This is a genomic window from Paenibacillus sp. FSL E2-0201 (genome assembly GCF_037963325.1).
Classification (GTDB): domain Bacteria; phylum Bacillota; class Bacilli; order Paenibacillales; family Paenibacillaceae; genus Paenibacillus_AQ.
In genome coordinates this window covers 5,758,422-5,774,075 of sequence record NZ_CP150154.1, presented here as the reverse complement: position 1 = coordinate 5,774,075, position 15,654 = coordinate 5,758,422, and the positions used below count along the sequence as shown (strand labels likewise).

General features: G+C 45.2%; 12 protein-coding genes and 1 riboswitch. Of the genes, 9 read left to right on the top strand and 3 right to left on the bottom strand.

Annotated elements, in window-relative coordinates:
* The first annotated feature begins 52 nt into the window (after positions 1-52).
* From NSU15_RS25940 to NSU15_RS25915, 6 genes are all read left to right on the top strand, one after another.
* The gene (locus NSU15_RS25940) at positions 53-847 is read left to right on the top strand and encodes a Nif3-like dinuclear metal center hexameric protein (RefSeq protein WP_339288065.1); all 795 of its coding nucleotides are present in this window, start codon (positions 53-55) and stop codon (positions 845-847) included.
* Between the two features lie 84 nt (positions 848-931).
* Positions 932-1,105 (top strand): hypothetical protein, encoded by a 174-nt coding sequence (locus NSU15_RS25935; protein ID WP_170880375.1) that lies wholly within the window; start codon positions 932-934, stop codon positions 1,103-1,105.
* A 221-nt stretch (positions 1,106-1,326) separates the two neighbouring features.
* Positions 1,327-1,513, top strand: a riboswitch (cyclic di-AMP (ydaO/yuaA leader).
* A gap of 106 nt (positions 1,514-1,619) precedes the next feature.
* Positions 1,620-2,429, top strand: a complete 810-nt coding sequence (locus NSU15_RS25930) for an alpha/beta hydrolase (RefSeq protein WP_042130958.1) — start codon at positions 1,620-1,622, stop codon at positions 2,427-2,429.
* Positions 2,430-2,801: 372 nt separating this feature from the next.
* The gene (gene selD / locus NSU15_RS25925; RefSeq protein WP_339291466.1) at positions 2,802-3,860 is read left to right on the top strand and encodes a selenide, water dikinase SelD; all 1,059 of its coding nucleotides are present in this window, start codon (positions 2,802-2,804) and stop codon (positions 3,858-3,860) included.
* Between the two features lie 56 nt (positions 3,861-3,916).
* Complete coding sequence (gene mnmH, locus NSU15_RS25920) at positions 3,917-4,954, top strand: tRNA 2-selenouridine(34) synthase MnmH (protein WP_339288063.1); 1,038 nt, start codon at positions 3,917-3,919, stop codon at positions 4,952-4,954.
* A gap of 50 nt (positions 4,955-5,004) precedes the next feature.
* The gene (locus tag NSU15_RS25915; protein WP_339288062.1) at positions 5,005-6,117 is read left to right on the top strand and encodes a cysteine desulfurase family protein; all 1,113 of its coding nucleotides are present in this window, start codon (positions 5,005-5,007) and stop codon (positions 6,115-6,117) included.
* A gap of 240 nt (positions 6,118-6,357) precedes the next feature.
* Here NSU15_RS25915 and NSU15_RS25910 read toward each other — a convergent pair whose 3' ends face one another.
* Positions 6,358-8,241 carry an exosporium glycoprotein BclB-related protein gene (locus NSU15_RS25910; RefSeq protein ID WP_339288060.1) on the bottom strand — a complete coding sequence of 628 codons (1,884 nt, stop codon included), beginning with the start codon at positions 8,239-8,241 and terminating at the stop codon, positions 6,358-6,360.
* 217 nt (positions 8,242-8,458) lie between these two features.
* Positions 8,459-10,693, bottom strand: a complete 2,235-nt coding sequence (locus NSU15_RS25905) for an AraC family transcriptional regulator (RefSeq protein WP_339288059.1) — start codon at positions 10,691-10,693, stop codon at positions 8,459-8,461.
* A gap of 504 nt (positions 10,694-11,197) precedes the next feature.
* On the opposite strand from NSU15_RS25905, the gene NSU15_RS25900 reads away from it, so the two are divergent.
* The 3 genes from NSU15_RS25900 to NSU15_RS25890 all read left to right on the top strand — a co-directional run bounded on the left by NSU15_RS25900 (position 11,198) and on the right by NSU15_RS25890 (position 14,655).
* The gene (locus NSU15_RS25900) at positions 11,198-12,073 is read left to right on the top strand and encodes an ABC transporter permease subunit (protein WP_139328631.1); all 876 of its coding nucleotides are present in this window, start codon (positions 11,198-11,200) and stop codon (positions 12,071-12,073) included.
* An 11-nt stretch (positions 12,074-12,084) separates the two neighbouring features.
* Positions 12,085-12,978 (top strand): carbohydrate ABC transporter permease, encoded by an 894-nt coding sequence (locus tag NSU15_RS25895; RefSeq protein ID WP_076121232.1) that lies wholly within the window; start codon positions 12,085-12,087, stop codon positions 12,976-12,978.
* Positions 12,979-13,053: 75 nt separating this feature from the next.
* Entirely contained in the window at positions 13,054-14,655 is a 1,602-nt protein-coding gene (locus NSU15_RS25890; protein ID WP_339288057.1) for an extracellular solute-binding protein, read from the top strand.
* A gap of 72 nt (positions 14,656-14,727) precedes the next feature.
* On the opposite strand, the gene NSU15_RS25885 is transcribed toward NSU15_RS25890, so the two are convergent.
* Entirely contained in the window at positions 14,728-15,609 is an 882-nt protein-coding gene (locus NSU15_RS25885; RefSeq protein ID WP_076121228.1) for an AraC family transcriptional regulator, read from the bottom strand.
* Positions 15,610-15,654: the final 45 nt, after the last annotated feature.

Here is a 15,654-nt window from a genome sequence, read left to right as displayed (position 1 = left end):
GTTTTTTATTTGCTTGTAGATCAGAAGAATGAAACTCAAAGGGAGGGTTACGGTGAATATTACGATAAGAACAATACTGGAAGATTTAAGGGGAACTGAGGAACAGATAGATGGGACTGTAGATACACTTAGGCCAGGAAATCCAAAAACGGTGGTTACAGGGATAGTTACAGCATTTTGCGCTACGCAATATGTTGTGGAACGAGCAATGGCTCTGAACGCCAATTTGCTGATCACACATGAAGGTGTGTATTACAGTCACCATGAGACGAGTGAGTGGTTAGAGGATGACGCTGTTTATCGCACGAAACTGAGTTTGATCAAACGTTCTGAAATGGCTATTTTTCGTTATCATGATTATTGGCATCGTTATAAACCGGATGGGATCATGGTGGGCTTGCTGCGAGAGCTTGAGTGGTCAGCTTATGTGGATGAGCAGCAACCCGCTACTACAATCCTAACGATTCCTGCGATGACAGTAAGTGAAGCGGCTCAGTACATAAAAAGAAAACTAGGAATCCCCTATGTACGTGTTGCCGGTGACCTATCCCAGGTATGCAGACATGTGGGGATATCAGTGGGTTACAGAGGAGGCGGGACAATGGCTATCCCTCTTTTTAATCAGCACAATCTTGATTTACTGATTGCTGGCGAAGGGCCAGAATGGGAAACTCCGGAATATGTGAGGGATGCAGTACATCAAGGTAGATCGAATGCGCTGATTATGTTAGGTCATGCGGAGAGTGAAGCCCCGGGAATGAAATATTTAGCTGAAGTTTTGGCAGAAAAATATCCAATGATTCCTACTTATTTTATTGCAGAACAACCGATCTATCAGCTGCTTTAATCCTTATAAATCGAAATGAAGAATAAATTTGCATATTATGGAGAAAATGATTGGAAACCAGGTCACTGAGAAAGGAGTGTTTCAATGGAAATTCCTTTGGAGGCTGATGAAGTGTTAAGTCGTATCAAAAAGCTTCAAACTGACGGAAGCTCGATCAGCAAAAAACAAGTGAAGCAAAGCGATCCTGATCTTATGAGAAGTGCGCTGTTCTTTTTTCCGAGCTGGGAGCATGCATTGAAAAACGCCGATCTGTTGTAGCCGAATGATTGTATAAAGAAGCCGAGTGGTTCAGGGATTGATCTCTGATGACCGCTCGACTTTTTCTTAATAAACCGAGTAAACAAGAGCAATAGAAAGAGAAAACGAAGAGTATGCTCAATATGAAATGAAAAGCATGGCTTTCATCATTATTTTGCCCAGGGCTCAACTTTACAAGAAACCTTACACGGAGTATGATTCATCACATAACTGACAATTACATAAGAAGTCCGCTTAATTTCCGTTAAGGAAAGCGGGGGAACCAACAACTGGAAATCGATATGACAGTCGGTACTAGTTATGGGGTGAATCCTGTTACAGATGCTTAATAGTGCATCCATACAGGTAGGGCAACTCTCACTGCCCGAATCCGACAGCTAACCTCGTAAGCGTATGGAGAGAGGATGAATGGCGTATTTGATGATGAATAGCCACAGAGAATCCCTCTGTGGTTTTTTGCTGCGTTTATAAGCACATATAGATATAGAACTTACCTGTGAAAGAGGTGTTAATTTTGCCTATTGCTAAACTGAATGGAACTTCGCTCTATTACGAAATCATTGGAACAGGGACTCCGGTTGTGTTTATCCATGGACATGGATTAACACATAGCATGTTTAAACCACAATTAGAGTATTTTTCTGATAAATATAAAGTGATTCTGTGCGATTTACGGGGGAATGGCAAATCAGGTGAATTGCTGCAGGCTCCAAACGAGATTATTGAAACGCAATGCCTAGATATAATTATGCTATTGAATGATTTGGGCATTCGTGAGGCGGTTTTTGTCGGGAGCGCCTATGGGGGGCTCGTCGTTCAACATATTGCGAAACAATACCCGGAACGGGTAAAGGCGATTGTTGTCGCGGATAGCTTTTGTAGAAGTCATGCATCAACAATAGTAGGTAAAATTCAGCTTATGGCTGCATATTGTAGTTGGTTAATGTATTACGCTCCTAGCGAGCTTGTACTGCCTTCGATTCGTATGATGTATCGCGAACGCTGGAACCTGGCCTATAACGAGATTAGAAGAGGACTTCTCGACAAACGTCCACGGGAATTGTATCGTCAAAGGCTGGCTACGAGTCATGTAGATTACACTAGATGCTTAAAGTCTTTTAAACGTCCCGCGTTATGTATAGTCGGTGACTTTAGTGAATTTGGTGTCAACTGTATGAAGGATATGGTGTCTCAGCTGCCGCATGCTCAGTTAGCGATCATTCCTAACGCATTAGATCCTAGTAATCTGTGTCAGCCGGAGAAATTTAATGCTATTCTTCAGCGTTTTTTGGAGAAACATCAGGATGCTCAGCAGATCAGTTAATCCTAGTAGAGAAAGCACCTTAGATTGCAAAAACCTCTTCAGAGTTTTAATGATCGGCTAACGTTTAAGCAAGAAATGAGGGCGTTCCATAGCTGGGAGTATGAACTGGCTGTGGGACGTTCTTTTGTATAGTATTATAGGGAAAACCTCCCTAAAGTACAGAGTATCGAACTAAAGGCTGGCTCAAAGTAGCGAAATCTACGAATGAGCCAGCCTTTAGCATACTATTAATCGAAAGAATACCACCCGTAGCACCTTCTCAAAGAACAGAATAATGAAATCCAATCGGTAGCTTTGCATTTTGTACATTGCTGTCTACTGATGTAAGATTAAAGGTATTCGATATTAACTATCTAAAGGAGCTGAGTCATGATGTCTCAAGCCGAAACTATAAAATTGACTTCATTATCTTCAAAAGGAGGCTGCGGCTGCAAAATCGGTCCCGCCGATCTCATGCAGGTTATTCGCAGTCTGCCACCAACCGTTCCTAACCCGGATCTACTTGTAGGTTTGGATACTAGTGATGATGCAGGCGTGTATCGTTTAAGCGATGAACTCGCGTTAGTGCAAACTGTTGATTTTTTCACACCGATCGTGGACGACCCTTATTCCTTTGGGCAAATTGCAGCAGCCAATGCGTTAAGTGACATTTATGCTATGGGTGGTAAGCCGCTTACAGTGCTTAATATTGTTGCATTTCCTATCTCTGTTCTGGATAAAAGCATTCTCGGTGACATTTTGCGCGGTGCAGCGGACAAGGTGCAGGAAGCAGGAGCGACGCTTGTAGGTGGACATTCTATCGACGATAAAGAGCCTAAATTCGGATTGGCTGTTACGGGGCTGGTGCACCCGGACAAAGTAAGAACGAATGCAGGCGCGCAGGTGGGGGATAAGCTGATACTAACAAAACCTATCGGTGTGGGCATCTTAACAACTTCTATTAAAAAGGATCAACTATCACCAGAAGAAACCACACGCCTCACCACAGTGATGTCTACATTGAATAAAAAAGCGGCTGAAATCATGGAGCCGTATGATGTGCACGCTTGTACGGATGTTACTGGATTTGGGCTGTTGGGACATGCCTCGGAAATGGCTAAAGGAAGTAACCACGGACTGATTATTCGTCAAGGCGATGTACCGATGCTGCCAAGAGTAAGAGAGCTGGCGGAGCAGGGATTTGTTCCAGGCGGAACTAAGAATAACTTTGCCCATTTGGAGGGCAGCATTCTTTATCCGGAAGAGATGGACCAATTAAGCCGTTATATTCTGTGTGATGCTGTGACTTCTGGCGGACTGTTGATTTCTGTTGCTCCTGAACAAAGTGAAGTCTTGCTACAAGAGCTGGTAGCTGCAGGTGTAGAAGCGGCATTGATCGGAGAAGTAACAGAAGAACATCCGGGTCAAATTACGGTAATAGCTGCGCAATAATGATGAAGTCAGCTTAGAGGCAACCTAAGAAGTTAGCCACCAGAGGAGAGAGTGCATTGTTTCAGGATATTACACTGGAAGAACTAAGAATGCTAAAAAATAAGAAGCAGATCACTGTGATCGACGTTCGATCTCCTTCTGAATATAAAGATTCGACATTATCGGATAGTCTGAACATTCCTTTTTTTGATGATGAGGAACGGGCTGAAGTAGGCACTTTGTATAAACAGACTAGTGTGCAGGCGGCGAAAGAACGCGGTTTGGAGATTGCTGCTGCGAAGCTGCCTACCTTTGTCAAAGAATTCGCTGCGATTCAAGGGGACAAAGCTGTATTCTGCTGGAGAGGAGGTATGCGCAGCCGTACTACGGCCACCGTACTTTCTTTAATGGATATTCATGCTTACCGGCTGATTGGCGGCTATAAAGCTTACCGTAAATGGGTACTCGACGAACTGGAGACTTATGAATTCAAGGCAAAGCCTTATGTAATTCACGGAAATACGGGTACAGGCAAAACAAACCTACTGCACCGCCTGAAAGCACAAGGTTATCCTGTTCTGGATTTGGAAGGGATGGCGGGTCACCGGGGTTCTATCTTTGGAGAGATCGGACTTCGTGCAAATAATCAGAAAACGTTCGATAGTCTTCTTTTGGAAGAATTAATTAAGCTTGGGGATTCTTCTTATGTACTGTTTGAAGCGGAGAGTAAAAAAATCGGGAAAATCGTCATGCCCCCATTTATGGCGGAGCAGAAAGAGATCGGAAATCAGATTTGGATTGAGATGCCATTGCAAGCTAGGGTGCAGCAAATCCTTGAGGACTACCGACCAGAAGCATACAAGGAGCAGTGTATTTCAGCTTTTCGGAGTATTAAATCCCGAATTCATATTCCCGTTGCGGCAGAAATCGAGCGATGCTTACAAGCTGATTTGTTCGGAGAGGCTGTCGCGCTTTTGCTAGAATACTATTATGATCCTAGATACGATTATACGTCCACTCAGTATGAAGGCGTTGAGAGAGTTACGTTTAAGGTGAATAATTTGGATGAAGCTGAGACAGCGGTGCGCTCTTTTTTAAAAAATCAGGAAGTATAAAATTTAGTAATCGTAAGGTATGAGGGGCTAGAGGAGGCACAGCGTAACAAATGATCTATTTAGACTATAATGCTACAACACCTGTAGATAAGGAAGTCGCAGAGGCTATGATTCCGTATCTTTATGGTCATTTTGGCAATCCTTCAAGCAGTCATTCTTTGGGGCAAGAAGCTAAACTTGGAATCGAGCAAGCAAGAACGCAGGTGGCTAATTTCCTGAATTGCGTGCCGGGTGAGGTGCTTTTTACAAGCGGGGGCAGCGAATCGAATAATACCGTCATCAAGGGCGTCGCTCAAACGTATCGACATAAAGGCAATCATATGATTGTGTCTGCTGTGGAGCATCCTGCTGTCATTAAACCGTGTCAGTATCTGGAGCAGTTGGGCTATACGATTACTTATGTACCTGTTGACTCGTATGGAATGGTACAAGTAGACGATGTGAAAAAGCAGCTTACCGACCAAACCATACTAGTCTCCATTATGCACGCTAACAATGAAACGGGCACCATCCAGCCGATCAAAGAAATAGCCGAGGTCTGCCACGAACGGGGTGTTCTTGTACATACCGATGCTTCGCAGTCCGCTGGAAAAGTAGCGCTCGATGTGGCTGAGCTAGGGGTGGATTTTCTAACGCTGGCAGGTCATAAATTGTATGCGCCAAAAGGGATTGGAGCATTGTACATCCGAGAGGGCATTCACATCGAACCTTTAATTCACGGAGCGGGGCATGAAAGTGGTAGACGAGCAGGTACCGAGAACACACCATATATTATTGGATTAGGAAAAGCCTGTGAGCTTGCTTCAGACTCCACCTCCAGAGCGCGTGTAAAAGAAGTTGCAGATTATTTCTACGACAGATTACAGGAGACTTTTGGCGATAAGATTCACCTGAACGGTCATAGGGATAAGCGATTGCCTAACACGCTTAACGTTAGTTTTCTTGGAGCGGTGGGTCATGAAGTGATTGCTTCGCTAGAAGATGTGGCTGCCTCAACAGGCTCAGCTTGTCATTCTGGAGAAACATTGATCTCGCCTGTTCTAAAGGCAATGAATGTCTCAGCAAGTATTGGGCAGGGAGCAGTTCGTTTTAGTGTGGGACGGTATACAACTATGGCAGAGATCGATGAGGTTATCGGTAAGTTGAAAGAGTATTTGCTGTGAGTAGATTGTCAGAGATGGAGTAGCTGATGGCGGCCTAGTATGATTCCCGGGGAATAGACTTGTTATAGGACTCAGGAGTTCTTATTTGCACAAAAAAGACGAAGTTGACCTCCTGTTTTGCTCAATAGCGTCTCTCCGGTCCGAAAGATTAAGAAATTGCAATCGCATATTACAAACAAAAGCATCTGTCACTCCTTTAGCAGGGAGGGCAGATGCTTTTGTTTGTATTAGTATTAGTGATTATACAATAGTGAAGCCTGCACTTGCATAACCAGTGACTGTATTTACAAGGCTGAGTCCTGAAGCGGTGGCTGAAAAGACCATAAGAAGGCGAGTTTGCGCTGTTACAGGGAAATCAACACCGAATGTTGCTCCACTGACAAAAGTTCCTAGATTAACTGTGCCTGTGATAGATGGCAGTGGTACTATAGCCCCTGGAATAGGAGTAAATGTGTTATTTGGTAAGGTAGACTGGAATAATTGTGCTGTCACAGTTACCGTACTACCAATAAGTGATAAAGCTACGGTATTACTAAAGTAAGCGGCAACAGATGTTATGACTCCCGAACGAGGAACTGACATTGCAAAGTTGATAAGAGGTCCAAGAACTGTACCTGTCAGATCAATATTTCCACCAACAAGAGAAATACCTGTGGCTGAACTCCCGAAGCCTATAAGGCTTGTTGTTCCAACTAAACCGCCTAAAATCGTGGTCATAATAATAGGCCCACCGGATGCCAGCGGAATGATTGCACCCCCACCGGTTGCACCAGTAACGCCTGTAACCCCGGTAACACCCGTAGCTCCAGCAAGCCCGGCGGTACCTGTAGCACCTGTCGGCCCAGCAAGTCCGGCAGTACCCGTAGCGCCTGTCGGCCCAGCAAGTCCGGCAGTACCCGTAGCGCCTGTCGGCCCAGCAAGTCCGGCGGTACCCGTAGCGCCTGTCGGCCCAGCAAGCCCGGCGGTACCCGTAGCGCCTGTCGGCCCAGCAAGCCCGGCGGTACCCGTAGCGCCTGTCGGCCCAGCAAGTCCGGCAGTACCTGTAGCACCTGTCGGCCCAGCAAGTCCGGCGGTACCCGTAGCGCCTGTCGGCCCAGCAAGCCCGGCGGTACCCGTAGCACCTGTCGGCCCAGCAAGCCCGGCGGTACCCGTAGCACCTGTCGGCCCAGCAAGCCCGGCAGTACCCGTAGCGCCTGTCGGTCCAGCAAGTCCGGCGGTACCCGTAGCGCCTGTCGGCCCAGTTGCCCCTGCTCCAGGACCTGGAGGTCCCTGTATACCTTGCGCACCAGTCGCACCAGTCGCGCCTGTCCCACCAACACCATATTCCCCTTGAGGCCCTTGAGGTCCCTGCGCTCCTTGCGCTCCTTGAGGTCCTTGAGGTCCCTGAGGCCCTTGAGGTCCTTGCGCTCCAGTAGCGCCTGTCGCTCCACCAGCAATCAGTAAATAATCTGATGAACTACCGGGGATTCCTTTGGGTCCAGCAACAGTAGCTATATAGGTGCTGCCATTAAAGGTTACAACTTGACCCGCTGGATATAACGGGCTTTGCGCGGGATTAAAGACTACAATACCTTGCAGCCCTGCACCAGTGGATCCCTTAGGTCCTTGAGGTCCCTGAGGTCCTTGAGGCCCCTGCGGACCCTGCGGACCCTGTGGCCCAGTGGTACCTTTAACGGGGAGGCCAAGTGCTTGTGAAATAGAAGCCTGAATATGCCTGAGCTGAATAACCAACTGATCTTTGCAATGAGGGTCAATCTTTGTGGCAAGAACAAAAGACAATAACTCAGCTAATAGTTGTTGAAGATTGGTACCCACGCTTACGACGGAGAAGGGACTGACCTCTGTAGATACAATGGTTATTTCTACTACAGAAAGAAGCTCCGTTCTAAAAGGGCTGCATATCTTAGCTTCATGCAAGAATTCCATGAGTTCTCTTAACACTCTTTGAAGATTAGTAATATGAAGTATTGTGGGATTCGTAAGTGCGGGCGGTACCACTGTAGCGAGCTCAGTGACTATTTTTAATAGAGCAGTACACTCCCTTTTTCTCACAGGACTGCTTATTCTTCCTTGTTTGTTAAGGATAGCGTCACCTTTGAATGGTCTATGACTATGATCCGACATATTTCTGTATCTCCTCCTTGAGCTTCTCCTCTTCATTCCTTTAAAAATTGGGAACCTGCCCAATCAGCATATTCTGAGAAGCGGAAGTTGTTACAATCGTCGCGTTGAAAGTCAGTATTACCGGTGGCCTGCCTTATTGATAGAGTAGTTAAGTAGAAGTAGTATCACCCTTCATAAGAGTTATATCTAAAGTAGTGTTGTAAATCAGCATTTAGTTCTATAAACGGGTATTAGAGCGACGGTATTCTATTGGCGTGATGCTGAAATTGCGCTTGAACATTCGATGAAGATAAGAACTGCTGGTGAAGCCAGTCATTTCAGCAATATCCGAAACGGATAGATCGCTGTCTGTCAGAAGGCGGCAGACTTCCTGCATCCGTACATCCATGATGACATCCACAATGGCTGTCATTGTTTGTTGCTTATAAAGGCGGCTGACATATATAGGTGACAGGTTAAGCTCATCAGCAATCTGGTTCAAGCTCAGGCCGGGATCCATGTAAGATTGATTGATTTTTTGATTAATCTGCCGGATCAGATCACTTTGCTTAGAGCTACGCTTATCGGCTTGTAATTCCTGAATATTATCGAAGAGGTTATAAAAAGCTTCTTCAAGCTCCTCCATCGTTTCGTAATTTTCAAGTGAAGGCATCTTGAGCATGTCATCCACTGTAGTAGCGCTGAGCTTTTTGATATTATCAAAGATTCTCTTAATAGTTAGAGTCACCCTAGAGAGTGTCAGTTCTAGGACATGATAGGGATATTGCTCCATTTCGCACAAGATGCCGGAGAAATGGCTGCGTGCCTCATCCGTCCTACCACTGGTAAGCGCATCGACTAGCTTCTTCTCGCTATCTGCCGGATAAGAGTATAGGTTATACTGCAATTCGTTGATCTTCTCGGCGTTGATCAGGCATCCATGCCCATAAAACAGTCTATGTTTGGAAGCTTCTTTAGCTTGACTGTAGATTCGGTTTAGTAGCTCCGGATTATCACTAACGGGACTGTACACGAGCGACAGTCCGATTCTCAGATAATCGCAGCAAGCCACACGGATTTGTCGCAGCAGTACTTCGATCAACTCTGTATCCAGAGGTTCAGCGGACGTCATACTGCTTAGTAGCATAACTACACTATCGTCGTTCATATCGACGCTCTCTACTTGGTAAGTCTGACCGCATATTTCCGAGGCAATATTCATGATGGCGAATTTGTACGGAAGTAGATAAGAACCCCTCTCTTGTCGCAAGGTGGTATATTCGTCAATACGGAGTAGTACCAGCCGGTAACTCCCGTTTAAGCTGAAAGCAATACTTAGCTGCTCCATATCACTTGGTCGACTGTTATGAGGGGATTTAATACCGAGAACAAGATTACGTAAAGAATTCTGTCTAATCGTAAACATGCTGTTGCGCTTGTCAGCTTCCAGACTATTCATTCGGCTTACGATGGAATCAATAGGAAGGTAGAGGCGTTTGGAAAGTGTTCTAGAGATGATAAGTCCGAATATTAGAATAATCAAAGAAATTAATAATGTTGTATTACGGATTTGGTTGGTTTGTTCTGTGATTACATCATAAGGAGTAATGCGAACATACTGCCAGCCAAGAGAATCAGGTGAAGTATAGGATACTAGTGATTTCTGATTTTTATATGGAGCGGTGAAATAGCCTGCAGAGCGGTCTTTCACTTGATGCTCTATCCAGATGCGCTCATCTGCCGAGAGTTTTTCCAATGTTAGCTTGTTTCCCGAAAGAAAACGATCTTGGTCATCTAGGAGGTAGGTATTGCCACTACTGGTTGTATTACTGTTAGCTAGCTCCTTATTTATCCAAGCTGCTGATATATTAACAATAACAGCAGAGTTGATGGTGCGGTCCCAATTGATTGCATCATAGCAGAGATAAGTATAGACGGAGATAGCTTCTGATTTGGGTTCACCGATGGAGTAGGTACGCGGGATGGGAGTGAATGTTTTGTAATCCTGATAATGATTTAACATCTGTATGATTTCAGTGTCCTCTAATTCTCGTGTGGTGTATACACCGTTCTGCCCTTGCGCAGCGGAGATATATACCGTGTCGTTATTCGGGTTATATACATAGATGGATTCAATGTACGGCATAGAATTCAGATAGTTACCGAGATCTGACATCGCAGCCGTAACCTCATAAATGGAGGGTTTGTTATAGAACAACAGGTGGGAAATCGTGCTAGTTCGATATAGCTGAAATGAAAGCGTTTGCGCCACTTCAGCCATGTTGACTACCTTCTTGCCGGTCTGAGTCAGATCTCTTAGATCCGAGCGGAAGGTCTGTGTTTTCTCGACCCCGATGTAGTATGTATAGTATACAAATGTAGAGACCAGAAGCGTTAACGAAATACACAGTGTTATCGTTGTTAGCAGCTTGCCATACAGCAGTCTTTTTCTCCGTATATCATTATTCTTCATAGTCACCCTCCCCTGAAATTCCTGCGGTTTATTAGACAAGGCTCTGGATGAACTTTAGATAGGAAGTCCTCTTATTATAATTCCCCTAGAGTGAACAGAACAGTGGAGTAACCTTAAAATCCTGTAAATTACCACTATAATTGGTGTGAATAAAATAAGTATTTGTGCACATATCATCATTTTTTTCGGGATATTCTGCTGTGTCCCCCTATGTACACTGGCAATCCCTCGATTCATCGCTTCTCCATAAACATTCCAATTGTTCAATTGTAGCTTCTCCAGTTTGTGCAGGAAAGCTATGAAGCTTCACTTCTGTGTTCGCAAGAATCGCCCTATAGTGGAATTATGAAGCTTCTACATTAAAGGGAGTGAGAGACCTTGAGCCAAACCTCATCCAAAGGAATCTCAACCGTCGAACTTGGCATCCAGGCCGATGGAAGAGCACGCTTACGAACGACAAGGAAGAAGAAGGGATTTATTTATGAATTGCTGCACAATCGGGTAATGTTTCTGATGCTGCTGCCCACCTTGATCTTTTTCTTGGTGAACTCCTATTTTCCAATGGTAGGTATTTATTATGCGTTCACTCAATTTGACTTCAACAGCAGTATGTTCAATTCCAAGTTTGTCGGGTTGCAGAATTTCGAGTTTCTCTGGCGATCCGGTACGCTGGTGAAGCTGACAATGAACACGATAGGTTATAACATTGCTTTTATTGTACTTGGTAATGTGTTGGCGATTGCTTGTGCGATCCTCTTAAGTGAACTGAATGGGAAATGGTTTAAAAAGATTAGTCAATCGATAATGTTTCTGCCATACTTTGTATCCTTCGTCATTCTAAGTGTTATTGTCTACAACCTGTTCAATTATGACAGCGGTTTCTTGAATACAATGCTTACGCAGTTTGGACTCGATCCGGTGGATGTCTACAGTAAACCCTGGGCTTGGATCTTTCTAATTATTATCTTCTATCTATGGAAGAATCTCGGCTATAGCATGGTCATCTATCTAGCAGCGATTACGGGCATCAGTGATGAATATTATGAAGCGGCTAAGATTGACGGCGCTAATATTTTTCAGCGGATTTGGTATATTACAGTGCCGATGCTGAAATCAACCTTTGTGGTGCTGCTGCTCTTTGCGCTCGGAAGTATCATGAAGGGGCAGTTTGATCTGTTCTATCAATTAATAGGTAATAACGGGCTGCTCTACAATACGACAGATATTCTTGATACTTACGTATACCGTTCGCTTAAAGTAACCTTCGATGTGGGCATGGCGACAGCTGCCGGAGTCTATCAATCCTTGTTCGGCTTTGTCCTCATCATGACGGTTAACTATATTATCCGCAAAATAAACGATGACTACGCCCTGTTCTAGGAGGACAAGAAATGCAAATTCAAAAGGACAAATATACTCGGATGCTTCATGCCATCGCCTATGTGGTCATCCTTGGGCTGTCGGTTGCGTGCCTGCTGCCTTTTCTGCTGATTATATCTGCATCATTAACCAGCAATGAATCCATTATCCGGGACGGCTATCATCTGATTCCGGGGCAATTCTCTCTTGAAGGCTACAAGACGGTCTTCATATTCCCGGATGAAGTGCTGCGTGCTTACACGGTCACCATTGTCACCACTGTAGTGGGAACGGCATTAGGACTCTTCTTCATGACGATGTCGGGTTACGTGCTGGCTCGCAAGGATTTTAAATACCGTAATACATTCTCCTTTTATATTTATTTTACAACCTTGTTTGGTGGAGGACTTGTTCCGTGGTACATCATGATTACTAAATACCTCGGTCTATTGGATTCCTATGCTGTATTGGTGCTACCAGGCCTGATGACACCGTTCTTAATTATTTTAATGAAAAACTTCGTGAAATCAGCAGTCCCCGAGGAGTTGTTTGATTCCGGGAAAATGGACGGGGCCGGTGATTTCCGGATTTACTGGCAGATCGTGCTGAAGCTATCCATGCCGGGGATTGCTACAGTCGGCTTGTTCCTTGCTTTGTATTATTGGAATGACTGGTTCACCTCTTCCCTGTTTATCAACGATACCCATAAATATCAGCTACAGTTCTATCTGTACAATGTTATCAATTCGGCACAGTTTATTGCGCAGATGGGTGCTGGAACCGGGGTGTCACTGGCTACGGAAGTCCCTGCGGAATCTACCAAAATGGCTATGGCGATTGTTGTGACTGGGCCGATTCTATTTCTGTATCCATTCGTTCAGCGTTACTTCGTCAAGGGGTTGACCATCGGAGCTGTAAAAGGTTAGAACCGCAACTTGGTCCCTATGAGGATTAGGGGATAGTCGGCTAACATAGAATCATAGTGAAAAGGGAGGATTCAGATGAACAAACTACGGGGCAAAAGCAGCTCTATTCTGCTGACGTCAGTACTGAGCTTAGCTCTACTGGCGGGCTGTGGGGGAAACTCTAATTCCGCGAACAAGGAAAATGCAGCAGTAAAAGAGAGCAACAACGGGGGAAATACAGCTCAGAGTACCAACGCCGGGACAGAGGAGAAAACGGGGCTGGATACATCTAAGAAGGTTGAACTGCAATTTTATATGCTGGGTGATGCTCCGAAGGATCTTTCAAGTATTGAGTCACAAATTAACAAGATGGCTGAAGAAGATCTGAATGCGACCGTTAAATTCAATTACACAACTTGGACAGACTGGGATCAGAAGTACAAATTGCTGCTATCTTCTGGTCAATCGATTGATTTGATATTCACTGCAGACTGGACACAGTATCAAGCTTACGCTAAAAAAGGGGCCTTTTTGGCTATAGATGATCTGCTGCCGAAGGCTGCTCCAGCCCTCCAGCAATTTGTACCGCAGGACATGTGGGAAGCCGTTAAGATTGATGGGAAGATCTACACTGTACCTGCAACTTATAAGGAGTATGTAACGAATGGTTTCGTATGGCGTGAGGATTTGCGCAAGAAATACAACCTGCCTCAGCCGACAGACTTGGCCAGTTACGAAGCATATATGGAAGGTATTAAGAAGAATGAACCGAAGATGTCGCCGGCATCCTTCAACAGTGATGTGAGGGGGAATCTGCATGATGTCTACACCACACTTAACGCGATGGTTGGAAGCCCGCTGCCTTACGGTATTGGAATCAAGTACAGCGATCCTGCGAAGGCTTATCTTTACTGGGGCTCGGAGGAACATAAAGAAGAACTGCTGACCATGAGACGCTGGCAGGAAAAAGGATTAATTTCCAAAAATGTATTGAACGTGAAGGATACTATTCAGGCTCCGATTATTGCTGGAAAAGCAGCAAGTATTTTCGGAGATAACCCGACCCGCTTCAACGATACGCTGATGAAAGTTAAAGCGGCCCATCCAGATTGGGAGCTGGGTTACTACCCTTACGGTAAAACTATTGGTTACGCAACACCAGTGCATCCTATTCATAATGGGTTCGCGATTCCGAAGGGCAGCAAGAACCCGGAACGCGCATTAGCCTTCTATGAGAAGATGGTTTTGGATAAACGTTACAATCAGCTGACACAATACGGTGTTGAGGGGAAAAACTATAAGGTTGATGCAAACGGTTATTATGAGCTTATTGGAGACGCCTCTACGAACGGTTTCACTCGTGAAGGGATGAATGGCTGGGCATGGCGGAACCCGGAATTTATGATATTCGACAAATCCTATGATGGTGTGAAGGAAATCTTTGCTGATCTCGACAAGATTCAGAAACCGGATATCTTCACAGGCTTTGCAGAAGATTACACCTCTTATCAGGCTGAAAAAGCGGCATTGGAGCAGGTAGAAAAGCAATACTTGTATCCGCTGCAAGCCGGATTGGTAGAGGATGTTGATGCGGGTCTAGCTACCTTCATGGAGAAGGCTAAGCAGGCTGGTCTTGAGAAGATCCAGGCAGAATATATCAAGCAATGGGGTGCTTACGCACAGGAGAAGGGTTTGTAAAACAGAAGAGTAAAGGATGTTCCTTAAGCCATGGAGGCGAGGGGAACATCCTTTTTTTTGTGTTCTAGGAGACTACGAGAAGCGCTGGCGGAACTCCCGCGGAGTGGTTCCCTCAATGCGGACGAAGCTGGAGCTGAAATAAGGGGCTTGATTGAAGCCGACTTCCTCAGCGATCCGGGCAATCGTATAACTGGTCTGCATCAGCAGTAGCTTACTCTGCTGAATCCGGTAGTGCAGCAGATAATCCATCGGTGCACAGCCATACTCCTTTTTCATGCAGCGAGCGATATATACCGGATGAAAGTTTAAGCTTTCTCCTAACTGCTGTGCAGTGATGTGTTCACGGAAATGACTTCGCAGATAGGAGGCAGCTTGCTCTGCACACAGTTTGGAGGGAGAGGGGCGCTCATGGCTCAGAGAGGCGGATAATTGCTGGAGAACCTCTTGGAACAGCAACTGCTGCTGAAATGGAGTATCGCTCAAATGGGAATTAGGCGCTAATTGATTCAGCTGCGAGAGCAGCTCTTCCATCTTGGATGGTTGCAGCAGCGTGGTATATTGAGGCAGCTGTAAGGTGAAAGTGCGTATATTAAATTCGTCAGAATGAAGAGGATGCTCCACTCTGGTGTGTTCTGTGTCTTGAGTTGCAGCTGTAGCCTCGGAAATATTCCAATCGCCGACGGTCTGAAAATGAAGCCAATAATAAGAGGTGTACTCCTTACAGCTGTCCGTACTGAAATGATGGCTATCTGGACGAAGAAGCAGTGCCTGACCTGCGCGTACCTGAAAGGTGAGGCCTCCTTCATTCATATATAGGCAGCCCTGTTTGACTACAAGCAAGTCAAATACATTGATATTGTGGCGGCTCATGTGGTAATGCCCTGGTGAGAAGGTGTGCAATCCACTTACGATATAGTAGAGCATTGGCGGGACGGTAAAATTAAAAATGTTCATGGAGAGATCTCCTTTTATGAGGTTGGAATAATGTAATTATTGGTT